This is a genomic window from Aureimonas sp. OT7 (genome assembly GCF_014844055.1).
GTDB classification, from domain to species: domain Bacteria; phylum Pseudomonadota; class Alphaproteobacteria; order Rhizobiales; family Rhizobiaceae; genus Aureimonas; species Aureimonas altamirensis_A.
Map to the genome: position 1 here is coordinate 1672412 of NZ_CP062167.1, position 16503 is coordinate 1688914.

At 65.8% G+C, this 16503-nt stretch carries 16 protein-coding genes; 10 read left to right on the plus strand and 6 right to left on the minus strand.

Annotated features, from left to right (window positions below):
- Nucleotides 1-84: 84 nt before the first annotated feature.
- Genes IGS74_RS08050 through IGS74_RS08060 form a run of 3 tightly spaced genes read right to left on the minus strand, consistent with a single transcriptional unit; the run spans nt 85 to nt 1864 of the window.
- Nucleotides 85-1170, minus strand: coding sequence for a 5-(carboxyamino)imidazole ribonucleotide synthase (locus IGS74_RS08050; RefSeq protein WP_281413057.1), 1086 nt, complete (start codon nt 1168-1170; stop codon nt 85-87).
- Complete coding sequence (gene purE / locus IGS74_RS08055; RefSeq protein ID WP_192390675.1) at nt 1167-1664, minus strand: 5-(carboxyamino)imidazole ribonucleotide mutase; 498 nt, start codon at nt 1662-1664, stop codon at nt 1167-1169. The genes IGS74_RS08050 and purE overlap by 4 nt, the downstream gene beginning before the upstream one ends.
- Entirely contained in the window at nt 1661-1864 is a 204-nt protein-coding gene (locus IGS74_RS08060; RefSeq protein WP_039189103.1) for a YdcH family protein, read from the minus strand. Before IGS74_RS08060 ends, purE begins: the two co-directional genes overlap by 4 nt.
- Before the next feature lie 210 nt (nt 1865-2074).
- Between IGS74_RS08060 and IGS74_RS08065 the strand changes: the two genes are divergently transcribed.
- From IGS74_RS08065 to IGS74_RS08095, 7 genes are all read left to right on the plus strand, one after another.
- Nucleotides 2075-2251 (plus strand): DUF465 domain-containing protein, encoded by a 177-nt coding sequence (locus tag IGS74_RS08065; RefSeq protein ID WP_039189106.1) that lies wholly within the window; start codon nt 2075-2077, stop codon nt 2249-2251.
- A gap of 75 nt (nt 2252-2326) precedes the next feature.
- On the plus strand, nt 2327-2980 hold the full coding sequence (locus IGS74_RS08070) for a thiamine phosphate synthase (protein WP_192390686.1): 654 nt from the start codon (nt 2327-2329) through the stop codon (nt 2978-2980).
- Nucleotides 2977-3924, plus strand: coding sequence for a tetratricopeptide repeat protein (locus IGS74_RS08075; protein ID WP_192390696.1), 948 nt, complete (start codon nt 2977-2979; stop codon nt 3922-3924). The genes IGS74_RS08070 and IGS74_RS08075 overlap by 4 nt, the downstream gene beginning before the upstream one ends.
- Nucleotides 3925-4016: 92 nt before the next feature.
- Entirely contained in the window at nt 4017-4580 is a 564-nt protein-coding gene (efp, locus tag IGS74_RS08080; protein WP_039189112.1) for an elongation factor P, read from the plus strand.
- Between the two features lie 87 nt (nt 4581-4667).
- Nucleotides 4668-5492 (plus strand): inositol monophosphatase family protein, encoded by an 825-nt coding sequence (locus tag IGS74_RS08085; protein ID WP_192390704.1) that lies wholly within the window; start codon nt 4668-4670, stop codon nt 5490-5492.
- Between the two features lie 125 nt (nt 5493-5617).
- Complete coding sequence (locus IGS74_RS08090) at nt 5618-6670, plus strand: flagellar motor protein MotA (protein ID WP_192390710.1); 1053 nt, start codon at nt 5618-5620, stop codon at nt 6668-6670.
- Between the two features lie 4 nt (nt 6671-6674).
- The gene (locus IGS74_RS08095; RefSeq protein ID WP_192390715.1) at nt 6675-7703 is read left to right on the plus strand and encodes a peptidoglycan -binding protein; all 1029 of its coding nucleotides are present in this window, start codon (nt 6675-6677) and stop codon (nt 7701-7703) included.
- Between the two features lie 19 nt (nt 7704-7722).
- Here IGS74_RS08095 and IGS74_RS08100 read toward each other — a convergent pair whose 3' ends face one another.
- From IGS74_RS08100 to IGS74_RS08110, 3 genes are all read right to left on the minus strand, one after another.
- The gene (locus IGS74_RS08100; RefSeq protein ID WP_206688229.1) at nt 7723-11997 is read right to left on the minus strand and encodes a hypothetical protein; all 4275 of its coding nucleotides are present in this window, start codon (nt 11995-11997) and stop codon (nt 7723-7725) included.
- Nucleotides 11963-12256, minus strand: a complete 294-nt coding sequence (locus tag IGS74_RS08105; RefSeq protein ID WP_192390726.1) for a hypothetical protein — start codon at nt 12254-12256, stop codon at nt 11963-11965. Before IGS74_RS08105 ends, IGS74_RS08100 begins: the two co-directional genes overlap by 35 nt.
- Nucleotides 12257-12331: 75 nt before the next feature.
- Nucleotides 12332-12967 carry a GcrA family cell cycle regulator gene (locus tag IGS74_RS08110; protein ID WP_192390731.1) on the minus strand — a complete coding sequence of 212 codons (636 nt, stop codon included), beginning with the start codon at nt 12965-12967 and terminating at the stop codon, nt 12332-12334.
- Nucleotides 12968-13359: 392 nt separating this feature from the next.
- Here IGS74_RS08110 and IGS74_RS08115 point away from each other — a divergent pair, with 392 nt between their 5' ends.
- The 3 genes from IGS74_RS08115 to IGS74_RS08125 are packed head-to-tail and all read left to right on the plus strand — an operon-like array spanning nt 13360 to nt 16491.
- Nucleotides 13360-14571 carry an aspartate aminotransferase family protein gene (locus tag IGS74_RS08115; RefSeq protein WP_192390736.1) on the plus strand — a complete coding sequence of 404 codons (1212 nt, stop codon included), beginning with the start codon at nt 13360-13362 and terminating at the stop codon, nt 14569-14571.
- The gene (argF, locus tag IGS74_RS08120) at nt 14568-15500 is read left to right on the plus strand and encodes an ornithine carbamoyltransferase (protein ID WP_192390742.1); all 933 of its coding nucleotides are present in this window, start codon (nt 14568-14570) and stop codon (nt 15498-15500) included. Before IGS74_RS08115 ends, argF begins: the two co-directional genes overlap by 4 nt.
- Nucleotides 15493-16491, plus strand: coding sequence for an Hsp33 family molecular chaperone (locus IGS74_RS08125; RefSeq protein ID WP_246723081.1), 999 nt, complete (start codon nt 15493-15495; stop codon nt 16489-16491). Before argF ends, IGS74_RS08125 begins: the two co-directional genes overlap by 8 nt.
- The last annotated feature ends 12 nt before the right edge of the window (nt 16492-16503 follow it).

The window sequence follows — 16503 nt, forward strand, 5'->3', positions numbered from 1 at the left end:
CATGCCGTCGCGTTAAAATGGCGCCCCCATTGCTAGAGCGCCCTTCGATGGGCACGGCATAGACGCCGCCGTGGTCGATGTCAATCACACGACACGGCTAACGCGCGTAAAATGACCCATTTTCCGGCCGGGGCGGGCTTCCGCCTTGCCGTAGAGCGTCAACAGGAGCGACGGTTCGGCCAGCAGCGCCGGCGCCTTCTCGATATCGTCGCCGATCAGGTTTTCCATGACGCAGTCGGCGTGCCGCACCGGGTCTCCGAGAGGCATGCCGCAGACCGCGCGTATATGCTGCTCGAACTGCGAGATCAGGCAGGCGGCTTCCGTCCAGTGGCCGGAATTGTGCACCCGGGGCGCGATCTCGTTGACCAGCAGCGCACCGTCGGCCGCGACGAAGAATTCCACGCCGATCACGCCGACATAGGACAGGCGGTCCAGGATCAGCCCGGCGATGCGCATCGCCTCTTCCGCCTGCTGCGGTGAGATGCGGGCCGGCAGGGTGCTCGTGCGCAGGATGCCCGTCCTGTGGACGTTCTCGGCTGGGTCGTAGGCGCGCAGCGCGCCGTCGGCGCCGCGTGCCGCAATCACCGAAATCTCGCGCTCGAAGGGGACTTTCTTTTCCAGGATGGCGGGGACGCCGCCGAGGTCGGCGAAGGCGTCGCCGGGCGCGGCGTCCTGCGTCAGCACGGCCTGGCCCTTGCCGTCATAGCCGAATCGCCGCGTCTTCAGGATGCAGTCGCCGCCCAGCTCGACCAGCGCGTGCTCCAGCTCTTCCGCATCGTCCACCGCCCGCCATGGCGCCGTCGCGATGCCGACCCCGTTGAGGAAGGCTTTTTCCGTTACGCGGTCCTGCGACACTTCCAGCGCCTCGACGGGCGGATGCACCGGGCGGATGGCCGCCAGCCGCCGCAGCGGCGCCACGGGCACGTTCTCGAATTCATAGGTGATGACGTCGCTGATGCGAGCCAGCTCCGCCAGTGCGGCCGGGTCGTCGTAGGCCCCCCGCACCATGACGTTCGCCACCTGTGCGGCCGGGCACTCCGGGTCCGGGTCCACGACCGCCGTGCGCAGCCCCAGCCGCGCGGCGGCAGAGGCGAGCATGCGCCCGAGCTGACCGCCGCCGATGATGCCGACGGTCGATCCCGGGGGCAGCGGGGGCGTGCTGGCGGTCAACTTGCGGCCTCCCCGTCGGAGGGGTGGACGGCCACGGCCGCCGTCTGCCGCGCGCGCCAGGCATCCAGCCTGTCGGCGATTGCCGCGTCGGAGAGCGCCAGCACCGACGCCGCCATCAGCGCCGCGTTCACGGCGCCGGCGCGGCCGATGGCCAGGGTGCCCACCGGAATGCCGGCCGGCATCTGCACGATGGACAGGAGGCTGTCCTGCCCGGACAGGGCCTTGCTTTCGACAGGGACGCCGAACACCGGAAGGGGCGTCATGGCCGCGGCCATGCCAGGCAGGTGCGCGGCGCCGCCGGCGCCCGCGATGACCACCTTGAAGCCTTTGTCACGGGCGGACGAGGCGAATTCGTAAAGGCGCGCCGGTGTGCGGTGGGCCGAGACGATAAGCGATTCGTGGGCGATGCCCAGGGCATCCAGCGTCACGCTGGCGTGGCGCATGGTGGCCCAGTCGGACTGGCTGCCCATTATGATGGCGACGGGAACGCTCATGCGATGATATCCGGCAGGATCTGGTCTTCAAGATCCTGGAGGCGGTCCTTGATGGACAGTTTCTTCTTTTTCATGCGCTGGATGCGCAGCCGGTCGCAGCCGGTTGCCTCCATCGCCTCGATCGCCGCGTCGAAATCGGCGTGGTCTTGCCTGAGCCTTGCGACCTGCAGCCGCAACGCCGCCTGTTCCTGATCCGACATCTGCCCCCCGGGGTCTGACGAATGCGTACCGCATACCCGCCGGGTACGCGTTCTTCCGGCTGCAAATACCAGCCGTCACAAAATTCTCAAAGAATGATCTTGCACCCCTTCCGTAATGACCCAAGCTTATGGGAAGCTTCCCGGTAGCGCCTACGGCTTTCGTCGGAAGGCGGGGCCGGAAGCTCGAGGAAACAAACAGAGGAGTCTGGAATGTCCCTTGACACGCATCTCGAGACGCTGGAACAGCGTCACAGCGCCCTGGACAGCGAGATTGCATCGCTTCGCACCAAGCCGGCCACGCCGGATGGGGAGATCGCGGAGCTGAAACGCAAGAAACTCCTTCTGAAGGACGAGATCGAGAGATTGAGGACGAACCGGCCGAATTGATAACGATCCGACAAGATGCAAAAATGCGGCGCCGAAAGGCGCCGTATCCATTTCAAGACGACAGATGTGAACCCGATGACAGCTGATTTCGTGCGCCCCCGCCTGATGCTGGCGACAACCCTACTGGCCGACGGCGCCCCGGGCCGCGAGGCGTTGTCGCGGGCCCTTGCCGGCGGCGACGTCGCCAGCGTGATCCTGGACCCGGCCGGGCGTAGCGACACCGCCTACCAGGCTTTTGCCGAAGGGCTGGTGCCGCTGATCCAGGAGGCGGGCGCAGCCGCCATCGTCGTCGACGACACCCGTTGCGCCGGCCGCGTGCGTGCCGATGGAATTCATGTCACCGGGGGAGATATCGAGGCATTGGGAGAGGCGATCGCGCGCTTTTCGCCAAAGGCCATCGTCGGAACCTCCGGTTTCCATACGCGGCACGAGGCACTGGAGGCAGGCGAGCGCATGCCCGACTATCTCCTGTTCGGCCCCATCGGCGGCGAGGACGATGCCGCGCGCCCCGCCGACATCGATCTGGCATCGTGGTGGGCCGCCATCGTGGAGGTGCCGGCCGTCCTGTCCGGCGGCGGCGCGCTCGAGGCGCTGCCGGCAGCCGCCGCGAGCGGGGCCGAGTTCATCCTCCTGTCGCGCGCCGTATTCGGCGGCGAAGGCCGGGAAGGCGAGGCCGTGGCCGAGGCGAACGCCCTCTTCGACGCGCTCGAGCGGAGTGCCGCCGCATGAAACGCCTTGCGCTCCTGGCGTTGGCGGCGCTGCTGGCCGCCGGCACCGCCGAGGCCCAGGAAAACCAGGAAAAACTGTTGCCGGACCCCACCACCGGGGAGGCGCCGGCCGGCGGCGACATGGCCGCCGCATTCAGCGCCTATCAGCGCGGCTTCTACCTGACGGCGTTCCGGATCGCCGAGCCGCTGGCCCACATGGGCGACGCAGCCGCGCAGTCCCTGGTGGCCGAACTGCTTTTGCGGGGGCAGGGCGTCCAGCTCGACGTGCCGGGCGCTGTGCGCTGGTATCGCCTCAGCGCCGAGGCCGGGCGGCCGGAAGCGGAGTTCCGCTATGCCTTGATGCTGCTGGAAGGCGAGAGCGTCGAGCGCGACCCGGCCCGCGCGCGTGAGTTGATGCGAGCGGCGGCCGATGCCGGGCAGCCGCTGGCGGCTTTCAACTACGGCCAGATGCTGATCCAGTCTTCGCCGACCGGAGGGTTCGAGCAGGCGCTGCGCTATTTCGAGCTTGCCGGCAATGCCGGGGTATCGGATGCGCAATATGCGATGGCCCAGCTCTACGCCAACGGGCGTGGCGTTTCGGCCCGCGACGACGTCACCGCCCGCTGGTGGTTGCGGCAGGCGGCGCTTCAGGGGCACGACACGGCGCAGATCGAATTGGGGATATGGCTCATCAACGGGCGCGGCGGGCCCGCCGAGGCGCATGAGGGATTCCGCTGGCTGAAGGGCGCCGCCGAGCGCGGCAACCCGATCGCCGTCAACCGTGTCGCCCATCTCTACAAGGATGGCATCGGCATCGCGCGCGATACGGCCGAGGCCGCCAAATGGACGGTTCTGGCGCGCCGCGTGCGCAACGCCGATCCGGCTCTGGATACCTTCTTCCGCGGCCTCTCGCCGGAAGAGCAGAAGGCCGCCCTGGACGCCGCCAATCGCTTCCGCTCGAGCTGAACGTCTTGTAACAAACCGGATTTTGTGGTCTTGAGCGGGAAAAAGGGGCGCGCCGGCGCCGCCTTCGTTCTTTCAAATGTCGAGCGACCCTTATGAAGATCAATGGAAACGAAATCCGTCCGGGCAATGTGATCGAGCACGATGGCGGCCTGTGGGCTGCGGTCAAGACGGCCCATGTGAAGCCCGGCAAGGGCGGTGCCTTCAATCAGGTCGAGCTCAAGAACCTCATCGACGGCACCAAGCTGAACGAGCGTTTCCGCGCCTCCGAAACGGTCGAGCGCGTCCGGCTGGAGCAGAAGGACTACCAGTTCCTCTACGCCGAAGGCGAGATGCTGGTTTTCATGGATAACGAGACCTACGAGCAGCTCGAGCTGCAGAAGGATTTTGTCGGCGACCGTGCCGCCTTCCTGCAGGACGGCATGACCGTGACGGTCGAAAGCCACGAGGAGCGCCCCATCGGCATTTCACTTCCCGACCAGGTCGTGCTGACCATCGTGGAAGCCGATCCTGTCGTGAAGGGCCAGACGGCGGCGTCGTCCTACAAGCCCGCCAAGATGGAGAACGGCATTCGCGTCATGGTGCCCCCCTTCATCGAAAGCGGCGAGCGAATCCTCGTCGATACCAACGAGATCACCTACATCCGCCGCGCCGACTAAACACCGTTGCCGCGCCGGGCACGAAATCGCGCCGCCGGACCCGGCAAGCGGGTTCCGGCGGCCTCATTATTCAAGGACTGCTAAGACATGGCCCGTTCAGCCCTGCTCAACGTGATGACCCAGGCCGCGATGAAGGCGGGGCGCTCGCTCATCCGCGATTTCGGCGAGGTGCAGAACCTGCAGGTGTCCATGAAGGGGCCGGCGGATTTCGTTTCCAACGCCGATCGCAAGGCAGAGGAGATCGTCTTCCAGGAACTGTCGCGCGCCCGGCCCGACTGGGGCTTCCTGATGGAGGAACGCGGCGAGCTGGAGGGCAAGGACACCCAGCATCGCTGGATCGTCGACCCGCTGGACGGCACCACGAACTTCCTGCACGGCATTCCCATCTTTGCCGTATCGATTGCCCTGGAGCGCGATGGCCAGATCGTCGCGGGTGTGGTCTTCAATCCGATCCAGGACGAGCTGTATACCGCAGAGCGGGGCGGCGGCGCCTTCCTCAACGACAGGCGCATCCGCGTTGCCAACCGCCAGCGCATGCCGGAGGCGCTGTTTGCAACCGGCATTCCCTTCCTGGGCAAGGCCGGCCATGGCCGCTTCCTCTACGAGATGCGCCAGATCATGGGTGAAAGCTCGGGCGTGCGCCGGCTTGGCGCCGCGTCCCTGGACCTGTGCTACGTCGCCGCGGGGCGCTTCGACGGCTTCTGGGAGCGCGGCGTTCTGCCCTGGGATATCGCGGCCGGCGCGATCGTCGTGCGCGAGGCCGGCGGCTTCGTCAGCAGCGTCGATGGAGACAGGTTCGACCACCTGCAGGGCGAAATCGCCTGCGGTAACGAACTCATCCTGAAGGCGATGACGGCGGAGCTGAAAAAGGCGAACGACTCCTACCGTGCGGCCAGCCAGCGTTCGGCCTGATCCCGGCCTGGAACCGAAAAGCGTGGATAGAGCTTGGTGACGGGGGTTGGAGCTTGCTGCCAAGGCCGGTTACAAGGAAGATGAGATAAGCCACGCACCGTGGCGCAACACCGGATGACGTGCCGATGCAGGTGATGAGTACGCCGCGTGAGGACAAGCGACCGGCCCATATCATGCCGGAGCGCCTCTCCAGCCCTATGGTCTACTTCTGGACCATGGCCGTCTTTCTGGCGCTCTCCGGTTTCGTCGCCCTGATACTCGGGCGGCAGATCGTGGCCGCGTTCCAGTCCAATCCCGGTCTCAACGGGCTGATCGGCGCCGTCCTTGCCATCGGTATCATTCTGGCGCTGGCGCAGATCCTGCGACTCAACAGCGAGGTCCGGTGGATCAACCTGTATCGCGACGGCTCGGAAGAGGCGGACGACGTCCGCGCGCCGGTGCTGCTTGCACCCATGCAATCCCTGCTTGCCGGGCGGCGCATCGGCCAGCCGCTGCCGACGCAGCTCGTCCGGTCCATCCTCGATTCACTGGCCACGCGGCTCGACGAAACGCGCGATATCTCCCGCTACCTCGTCGGTCTCCTCGTCTTCCTCGGCCTGCTCGGCACGTTCTGGGGCCTGTTGACGACGATCGGCTCGATCTCGTCCACCATCCAGTCGCTCGATCCGACGGCGACCGACGCCGCGACCGTCCTGAACTCCGTTCAGCAGGGCCTGTCCGCTCCGCTCGCCGGCATGGGGACGGCGTTTTCGTCCTCGCTCTTCGGCTTGTCCGGCTCTCTCATCCTTGGCTTTCTCGACCTGCAGATCGGCCGCGCGCAGAACCGCTTCTACACCGAGGTGGAGAACTGGCTGGCGACGGTGACCGACGCGGGCGGCGAGGCCATCGCGATGTCGGGGCCCATGCCAATGGCGCCCGCGGCGGCCTCGTCCGGCGCGGACCTCGAGGTTTTGGCGGACCGGATAACCCGTCTCATGCAGGATCAGGGCGCCGCCCCGCGCTCCGGCGCGGCGATGGCCAGCCTTGCCGAAAGCATCCAGGGGCTGGTGCAGCACATGCGCTCGGAGCAGCAGATGATGCGCGACTTCGTCGAGACGCAGGCACGCGAACAGCAGGAGTTGCGGCGCACGCTGGACCGTCTGGCCGGACATCTCGGCCACCGGCAGGACAGGTACTGACGCGATGGGGCTGTCGCGCAGAAGCGGGTCGCGCCGGCCGGTGGATTACTGGCCCGGCTTCGTCGACGCTCTGTCGACGCTGCTTCTTGCCATCATGTTCCTGCTGTCGGTGTTCGTGATCGCGCAGTTTCTGCTGAGCCGCGAGTTGTCCGGCCAGGACACCGTCTTGCAGCAATTGAACTCCCAGATCGCGGAACTCAACCAGCTTCTGGCACTGGAGCGCTCGAGCAGTTCCGACTTCCAGGACGAGATCGCCGCCTTGCAGGCTTCCCTCCAATCGGCCGAGAACGAGCGTTCGCGGCTTCAGTCGGCGCTCGATTCCGGCGCCGGCGGCGCCGCCGCTGCCGATGCCCGCATCGGCGATCTCCAGGGACGGCTGGAAAGCGAGCAGCAGATTTCGGAAGCGGCGCGCAGCCAGGTCGCCCTTCTGAACCAGCAGCTCTCGGCGCTTCGCCAGCAGATCGCGGCGCTGGAGGAGGCGCTCGACGCCTCGGAGGCGCGTGACCGGGAGAGCCAGACGCAGATTGCCGATCTCGGCCGCCGGCTCAATGTCGCGCTGGCGCAGAGGGTGCAGGAGTTGAACCGCTATCGATCCGACTTCTTCGGTCGCCTGCGTGAAATCCTGTCCGACCGCGACAATATCCGTATCGTCGGCGATCGCTTCGTCTTCCAGTCGGAGGTTCTGTTTCCGTCCGGCTCGGATGTCCTCCAGCCCATCGGCGAGGAAGAGCTTGCCAAGCTGGCTCAAGCCATTGTGGAGTTGAACGGGGAAATTCCCTCGGACATCGACTGGATCATTCGGGTTGACGGTCATACCGACAATGTGCCGATTTCCGGCGGGCGTTTCAGCGACAACTGGCAGCTTTCCACGGAGCGCGCGGGTGCGGTGGTGAAATATCTCATCACGCAGGGCGTGCCAGCCGATCGGCTGGCTGCCACGGGGTTCGGCGAGTACCAGCCCCTGGAGGCGGGCGACAGCCCGGAGGCGCGCGCCCGCAACCGGCGTATCGAATTCAAGCTCACCGAACGCTGAGGCGATCGCCTCAAGCATCTCAGCTTGCGGCGGCATGCACCGTCCACAGGGCCTCCTGCGCGGGCCTGACCCGTTCGGTCCACATGTTGCCGTCCGCCACGTTCAGGGCGCCCAGCATGCCATCATCCCGATCGAAGAAGAGATTCATCTCAAATATCAGGGCCTGCAGGGAGGCGCCCGTCAGCACGGCCCAGCCGTCCCCGCATCTGGCCACCAGCGACAGGTCGGCATAGCCGTCCTTGCCGTTTCCGAAATCGTCGATCAGAACGCTGGCCTCTCCTTCGACATCCGCCAGCGGGTCGGCAACGCCCGGCGTCAGGATACGCCCGATCTCCATGCCGCCGCCGGCGACGGTCCTTAGATAGAGGTTGCGATAATCGGCGTCCGTGAACAGCAGTATATCGCCGTTCTGCTGGCTTCGATCGCGCCCGGGTTCGACATAGAGCGCATCGGCACCGAACATTCCTTCGAAGACGAAGGTGTCGCCGCCGTCACCGCCGTACAGCATGTCCTTACCAGGCCCGCCCAGGAGAATGTCGTGTCCCTGGTCACCCAGAAGCATGTCCGTGCCGCGGCCACCGTAAAGAAGGTCGTCACCCGCCATTCCGGCAAGCGTGTCGTCGCCTTCGCGGCCGATCAGGATGTTGGCGCCGGCGTCGCCGGTCAGTATGTCCCTCCCGGCCGAGCCCTCCAGGTTCTCGACCCCCGCGAGACGAACTCCGATGAGGGCGTCCATCGCCGAAGGCGCGCCTTGGGAAAGCCGGCGCGCACTCGGCGTCGAGAAGGCGTTGCCGGCGGCGTCCCTGCCGATGCTCAGCGAGGCCGCCACGCCGCGCGGGGCCGTCTGGTTTCCGTCGCCGGCCGTGGCGGCCAGCCGAAAGCTGACAAGGTCGTCTCCGCCTTCTCCATCGGCGATGGTGCCCTGGTTCAGCGAGACGCCGGTGATCGATTCTGCGCCGAGCACGATGATGTCGTCCCCGTCGCCGCCCATGAGGATCGAGCGCCCGGACTGGTCGTACAGGCAATCGTCGCCGGCTTCGCCGTACAGGGCATCGTTGCCGGTTCCGCCGATCAGCGTGTCGCCGTCGGCGCCGCCGTAGAGGGTGTCGTCGCCCTCGTCGCCGCTGAGGACATCGTTCCCGGTTCCACCGTCCAGTCGGTCGTTGCCCGATTGGCCGTAGAGACGGTCGGCACCGGCTCCGCCGGCGAGAGTGTCGGCACCCGACCCGCCATACGCGGTATCATCGCCGTCATCGAGTGTCACGAGATCGTCACCGTCTCCGCCCCAGGCGACATCGTTGCCCGCGCCGCCGGCGATCGTATCCTGCCCGCCGTCTCCCGACAGGCGGTCGTCACCCGCGCCGCCATCCAGACTGTCGCCGTCGTCATTGCCCATCAGCAGATCGAAGCCAGCGCCGCCACTCAGCGTATCCGCGCCGAACCCGCCCGACAGGGTGTCGTTGCCGTCGCCGCCATCGATCCTGTCGGCGCAACTGATTGCCGGGGCCGCCGCCGCTGCATCGGAGACGTCGCCGAAGATGATGTCGTCGCCCCTGCCGCCGGACAGCGTGTCCTGGCCGGCTCCGCCGATGATGGAATCATTGCCCCATGCAAGAGCGATCCTGTCGTTGCCGTCGCCACCATCCGCATAGGAGCCAAGCGGGACCGGTGCTCCGGCCTTCAGCGTCGACGCGGCCTCGATGGTGTCGCTTCCGTCGCCGGCCATGATGGTATCGTTGGCAATGCCCCTGAAGGTGTCGTCTCCCTGCTGACCCAGCAGGATGCTTCCCATTCCGCCGGTGAAGATATCGGCGTTTGCGGTACCGGCGACGCCTTCGATGTTGACGAGACTGTCGGTGTTTCCATTCAGGTCGTACTTCCGCAGTTCCGTCACGGCGGTATAGCGCTTCGGCTTGTTCTTGCCTTGCGACTCTTCCTTGACGTAGCGGTAATTGATCTCGACGACCCCTGTCTTGATAACGTCGAAACCTCCGCGGGCCGTCGCCACGACGGCGACCTTCGCGCCGGAAAGCGCATATCCCGAATAATCGACCATATCCGTTTCGGATGCCGAGACGCCCGATCCCCCATCGACGAGCATGGCGCGGGCTGCGGCGATGACCCTGTCGCTGCCCCCGCCCATGAACAGTTCGATCCCGCCTTCGGCGCCGTACACCCGATCGACGTTCTCGATTGTGTAACGCTCGATCGTCGGCCGTCCGTCCACGTTCACGGTCCGGGTTCTGGTGACCTCACGAACCGCGGGTGTCAGGTTGCGGGCGTCAAATGTCGTGCTGGCGGCACCGTCGCTGAACTTCAGCGATTTCGGCAGGACCGGCCTGTTGGACGCCTTCTTGCCTGAGCCGATATCCTCCCGGACTTCCTGTTCGACGCCGGTGAAGGGGGTGGCGAAGGTAACGTATTGCGTCGTATCGGACGTGTCGCCCGCCTTGCCGAGTTGGTAGTCGGTGGTCCCGGGACCGAAGGGGTCCCATGCCGCCGATGCACCCCCGGCGTCAGCCGAAAACAGGAATGTCCGGCCGCTCTTCATGTTCTGCCGTATGGTCCCTTCGGACGCCCAACCCATCATCTCCGCGTCGGCATCCAGTTGCCGGGTGACGTAGACGCAGACGCGTTCGGCGCCTGTTGATTTTTTCAGTTCGGCGGTGCTGCTGGCATATTGCTGGCGCTCGGCCGCAGAGAAGCGGCTGTTGAAACCGTCGTCCCAGAACGCCGTCGCGGCTGCCGCCAGCTTTTCCTCGCGCGTATCGTAGGCATAGCGCGGATTGGCCCGGTAGGCTGGATCGGTGTCGATACGGTTGCCGTAATCCGTCAGGATCATGCGCGATGTCTCGGACATGTCGATGCCATCGTCGCCCGTCGCCATCTGCATGATGCTGGACAGGATGTTGAGCACCGGCATGCCGTTGACGACGGCGGCTCCGCCGCACTGTCTGTAATAGATGCCGATCGCCTTGTCGCCCATCCAGCCGCTTCGGCCATATCGGGCCTCGGCCTCGTCCGCCATGTCGAAATACATGTCCGCGACAGCGAACTGGGAGAAATTGGCCGTCGCAAGGAGCGCCAGGCCGACGACCCCTACGCCTGACGCGGCCAGGGCCGTAATCGCATAGGCCATGGCGACCTGGAACGCCAGATCCACGCTGGCGGCGGCGATGATCCTTGAGTCCGTGCCGCGCTGCGCCATGTCGGCGAGCGTCATGGCGGACGCGGCGGTCGACAGGATCTGGGCCGTTCCGGCGACGAGGGTGCCCGTGCCCTTGAACACGGCGCTGGTGGCCAGCGCCGGGTCGACGATGGGTCCGATCGTAAAGAGCGAGCGCGCGATCTTGAGCGAGTCCGACGCATAGCCGATATTGGCGATGTGGTTCTGCAGCGCGTTCTTGGGGCTGTCGTCCATGGATCGCCCGATGATGGAGGCGATATACATGCCGGCCGAAAGCAGGCTGCCGACGACGGCACCGGCACCGTCGGGGGTTGCGTCGGCATAGGTTTCGTCTGCTTCGAAAGTCCGGTCGAACCTGGCGCTCGCTGCGGCGAAATTGGCGGATTCGGACAGGAAGCGCAGCCAGTATCTGGCCTGCACCACCCGGTCCTGGGCCGTGGGGGTCGCAGACAGCGTCTTGTTCAAGGCTTCGAGCAGAACGATACCGACGGTGGTGCCGCGCAGCGCGAGTTGACCCTCGTTCATTTTGGTGAAGTTTCTGTCGTCGACCAGACGGATCTTTGTGCCATCGTACTTGTAATACTGGTTCGCCTGCGGGAAGGGCGCTGCGGCACGCGCATCCTTGTCGCTCATCAGGGCGCGATACTGCGCGACCGCGTCCTTCATCGAGAGGTAGGCTTCGGTCTGCGTCCCGACGGTCAGGATGGTGGGCAGCCTCAGCATTCTGCCGGCATCCCAGACCGTCAGGTACCAACTCTTGAACCAGTTGTCGGGCGCCGCCTGCTGCGCCGGCGTGAGCGTCTTCCAGAAGGCCTCGAAATCGCCGAAGGCGCCCGTCTCCTGATACGTCTGCAACTGCCAGAGCGTCTCGATCCGCGACAGGCGACGACTTTGCGTTTCGACGATCTCGCGTGCATCGCCGCCGATCGTGTCGTCGGCTTCCGGGTTGGCGCCCGACTGAAGTTCTTTCTCGAGGTTGCCGAAGGATTGCTCGATGCGCGCCGAATAAGTGTTGAAAATGCTGATGCGTTTCAGGGATTCGGACACAGCCAGTTGAACGCGTAAGACCTCTTCAGCCGAGTTGATGGCTTTGCTCTTTGAGGGCACGATATAGTCCGTCTTTCATGTGCGGTTTGCGATTGCACGGACGGATACAGTTGCCAGGATTCAGTTTTATGATATAACTATAAGTATAGTTTTTATACGGCGTTCCCGGCAGCCCGGTGCCGGCCAGGGTTGCCGTCAGGCGGGTTTCTCCCTTCCGCGCGACCAGCCCCTCCGCCAGCCGGCGCAGCGCCGGCAGAGCCGAAACGATCTCGGGTTTCAGGACCAGACAGGTATCGATGGGCGCGCTCCGGTCGCTCATGGCTTGCTGACCATGAAAAAAGCCCGCCCTGGCGGGCGGGCTGGGTTCAGCCTCTGGATCGGGCGCCTCAGGGCGTCAGCGGATGCGGCGACGCTCCGACGCGGGCTGGAACGCGATGCGCGCATGATACTGGCAGTATGGGCTGCCCTCGCCGGAGTGATTGCCGCAGAAGCGGAAATCCGGCGACAGCGGATCGCCGATCGGCCACTTGCATGTCCGCTCCGACAACTGCACCAAGGTCAGGTTGCGAGAGATGGGCACCACCTCGGCGCTGACGCGCTGCTGCGGCATCGGCTCCAGTTCGGGCTCCATCTTGAGAGCGGTTGCGCCCATGGTCCGTGCCATCGGCTGTTGTGCCGACGCGATGGACGCGGTGGGCTGCAGCACGCGCGGCGCCGAGGCTGCGGCGGCTTCGCGCTGGGGCGCGGCCGCAACCGGCGCCGGCGCACTGCGGATGGATGCCGGCGCGGGCTGGCTGGCCTGGGCGACGATTGCGGGGGCCGTCGATGCAGGTGCGACGGCCGCGGGTGCGGCGGCGGCGGCGGCCGGCGCGGAGGGCGCCTTGATACGGCTTTCCAGCTTCAAGCGGTGAACCTTGCCAATGACGGCATTGCGGCTGACGCCACCGAGCTCACCCGCGATCTGGCTGGCACTGTGCCCTTCCGACCAAAGCCGCTTGAGAGTTTCGATCCGTTCATCCGTCCAGCTCATCGCGGGTCCTTTCAATCCTGTCGGCGGCGGAATCCATAGGTGACCGGCGGCGGTTCAAGCCGGGTCATACCACATCTATTGAGCTGATGGGCTGGCCGCACGAAATCTGGTGTTGTCGGGGAAACTAGCAAAACGGCCGACGCCCTGACAAGACACACAGGGTTGTGGGCGAATCGAAAGTTGAGATATCCCCAGTCTTTGCGTGCGCCTGCACGCATGCGCGCGGAATGTCCTTGCGCGCACCTCATGTCGTTCATTCGTTGACAATGCGCAACCCCCGCATGGTATAGCGACACCGTTCTTTGCAGCGGAAAGATCAAAAAACGTCGCCAAATGGCAACGGGCCCGTTGTCTTTCAGCACCAACCCCAACTTTTCCGGAACCTTGTCGCCATGACACCCGAGACCGACACGCACTCCCCGTTGTACGCGACCTATGCGCGCGCGGACATCCGCGTGGAGCGAGGCGAGGGCGTGTGGCTGCGCACGGACGACGGGCGCAGCTTCCTGGACTTTTCCGGCGGCATCGCCGTCAACGTGCTCGGGCATGCCCACCCGCATTTGGTCTCGGCGCTGACGGAGCAGGCCCACAAGCTGTGGCACGTTTCCAACCTGTTCCAGATCCCCGGCCAGGAAAGGCTTGCCCGGCGGCTGACGGAAGCCAGCTTCGCCGACCGCGCCTTCTTCACCAATTCCGGAGCCGAGGCCCTGGAGTGCGCAATCAAGACGGCCCGGCGCTACCATTACGTGAACGGCCGGCCGGAGCGGTTCCGCATCGTGACCTTCGAGGGCGCGTTCCACGGCCGCACCCTGGCCACCATCGCCGCCGGCGGCCAGAAGAAGTACCTTGAGGGCTTCGGCCCCAAGGTCGAAGGCTTCGACCAGGTTCCCTTCGACGACATCGCAGCCCTGAAGGCGGCGATCACCGAGGAGACGGCGGCCCTGCTGATCGAGCCTATCCAGGGCGAGGGCGGCATCCGCCGCGCGTCCGGCGAATTCCTGCGGGCCTTGCGGCAGCTGGCCGATGCGCACGGCCTTCTGCTGATCTACGACGAGGTTCAGACGGGCGTCGGCCGCACCGGCGCCTTCTACGCCTACGAGCATAGCGGCGTGGCACCCGATATTCTGGCATCCGCCAAGGGCATCGGCGGCGGGTTCCCCCTGGGCGTCTGCCTGGCCACCGAGGCCGCGTCCGCCGGCATGACGGCCGGTACCCATGGCACCACCTATGGCGGCAACCCGCTGGCCATGGCGGTCGGCAACGCGGTGCTGGATGTCGTCCTCGAAGAGGGTTTCCTGACGCAGGTGCGCGACAGGGCCCTGCAGTTCAAGCAGGGGCTCGCCGGTGTCACGGACCGGTTTCCGGACCTGTTCGAGGAGGTGCGTGGCGAAGGGCTTCTGCTCGGCCTGAAGATGCGCGTGCCGAACGTCGACTTCATCGCGGCGCTGCGCGATCGGCTGATGCTTGCCGTTCCGGCCGGCGACAACGTCGTCCGCATCCTGCCGCCCCTGAACGTGACCTCGGACGAGGTGCGCGAAGGGCTGGAACGTATAGAGGCTGCGGCGCAGGCACTGTCCGCAACCCGTAAGGAGAGTGCAGCATGACACGCGGAACGGCCGGACGGCACTTCTTGGACATTTCGGCGATGCGGTCGGACGAGCTTCGCGCCATCCTGGACGACGCCGCACGCCGCAAGGCGGAGGGGCGCGCCTCTCCGCGCCCGCTCGACGGGCGCGTGCTGGCCATGATCTTCGAGAAGCCATCTACCCGTACACGCGTTTCCTTCGACGTCGCCATGCGGCAGCTCGGCGGCGAGACGCTGTTCCTGTCCGGCACGGAAATGCAGCTTGGCCGGGCCGAGACGATCGCCGACACAGCCCGTGTCCTGTCGCGTTACGTGGACGCCATCATGATCCGCACCACGGGGCACGAGCGCCTTCTCGAAATGGCGGAAGCTGCGACCGTTCCCGTCATCAACGCTTTGACCGACGATACGCATCCCTGCCAGATCATGGCCGATCTCCTGACCTTCGAGGAGAAGCGAGGCCCTGTCAGGGGCCGCACCTTCGCCTGGAGCGGTGACGGCAACAACGTGCTGAACTCCTTCATCGAGGCATCGGCCCGCTTCGGTTTCGCCCTGCGGATCGCGACGCCCGAGGGATCGGAGGCCGATGCCGGTTTCCTTCAGCGCGCACGGGCCGAAGGCGCCGATATCCTGACCACCCTCGATCCGGTCGAAGCCGTGACGGGCGCCGACTGCGTCGTGACGGACACCTGGGTGTCGATGGGCCGCGAAGACGTGGCGCGGGGGCATAACGTCTTCCTGCCCTATCAGGTCAACGAGGCCTTGATGGCCCATGCCCGGCCCGACGCGCTCTTCATGCACTGCCTGCCGGCCCATCGCGGCGAGGAAGTGAGCGACAGCGTGATAGACGGCCCGCAATCCGTCGTCTTCGACGAGGCGGAAAACCGCCTGCATGCGCAGAAGTCGGTGCTGGCCTGGTGCTTCGGGGAAGTCGACGTCCGTGGTTGAGGAGATCCGCCAGCCCGGCGAGTTCGGCTTCGCCGGCGACGACGCCGTCGTCCCGTTCGAGGTCGAGACGCTGGATGCGCGCGGCCGCGCCGTGCAACTGGGCGACATGATCGACAGCCTGCTCGGGCGCCACGATTATCCGGAGCCCGTATCGCGCCTGCTGGCGGAAATGATCGTGCTGACGGTCCTTCTGGGCACTTCGCTCAAGTTCGACGGCAAGTTTACCGCCCAGACGCAGACGGATGGACCCGTGGACCTGCTGGTGGTGGATTTTTCCACCCCATCCAGCGTCCGCGCCTATGCGCGCTTCGATGCCGAACGCCTGAGCGAGGCCGAAGCCGCCGGCATGACGAGCCCGGAAGACCTTCTTGGACGCGGCATCATGGCCCTGACGGTCGATCAGGGTGCGCTGATGCAGCGCTATCAAGGCATCGTCGAGCTGGCCGGCGCTTCCCTGGAAGATGTCGCGGAGGGGTATTTCCGTCAGTCGGAACAGATCCCCACCACGGTTCGCCTTGCCGTCGCAAGAATTGCACGGCGGCAGGATGGCGGCGGCTTCAAGGAAAGCTGGCGCGCCGGCGGCCTGGTAGCCCAGTTTCTTCCGCAGGCGCCGGAGCGCATGCGCATGCCCGACCTGCCCGGCGGGGATGCGCCCGAGGGTGCGGATGAGATCGAGTTCGAGGCGGATGACGCCTGGACGGAGGTGCGGGCGCTTGTCGACACAATCGACGATGCCGAGCTTGCCGATCCCGAAGTTGGCGTCGAGCGGTTGCTATTCCGCCTGTTCCACGAGCGCGGCGTCCGGGTGTTCCCGCCGACGGCCGTGCGGGATGACTGCTCCTGCTCGCGTGAGCGGATCCGCGAGGTTCTTGCCAACTTCACGCCCGAGGAACTGGCTGAAAGCGTCGAGGATGACGGCAAGATCCGCGTGACCTGCGAATTCTGCGGCGAGGCCTACGAGTTCAAGGCAGAGGAAGTCACCGGGCAATAGGCCCGGTTCTTC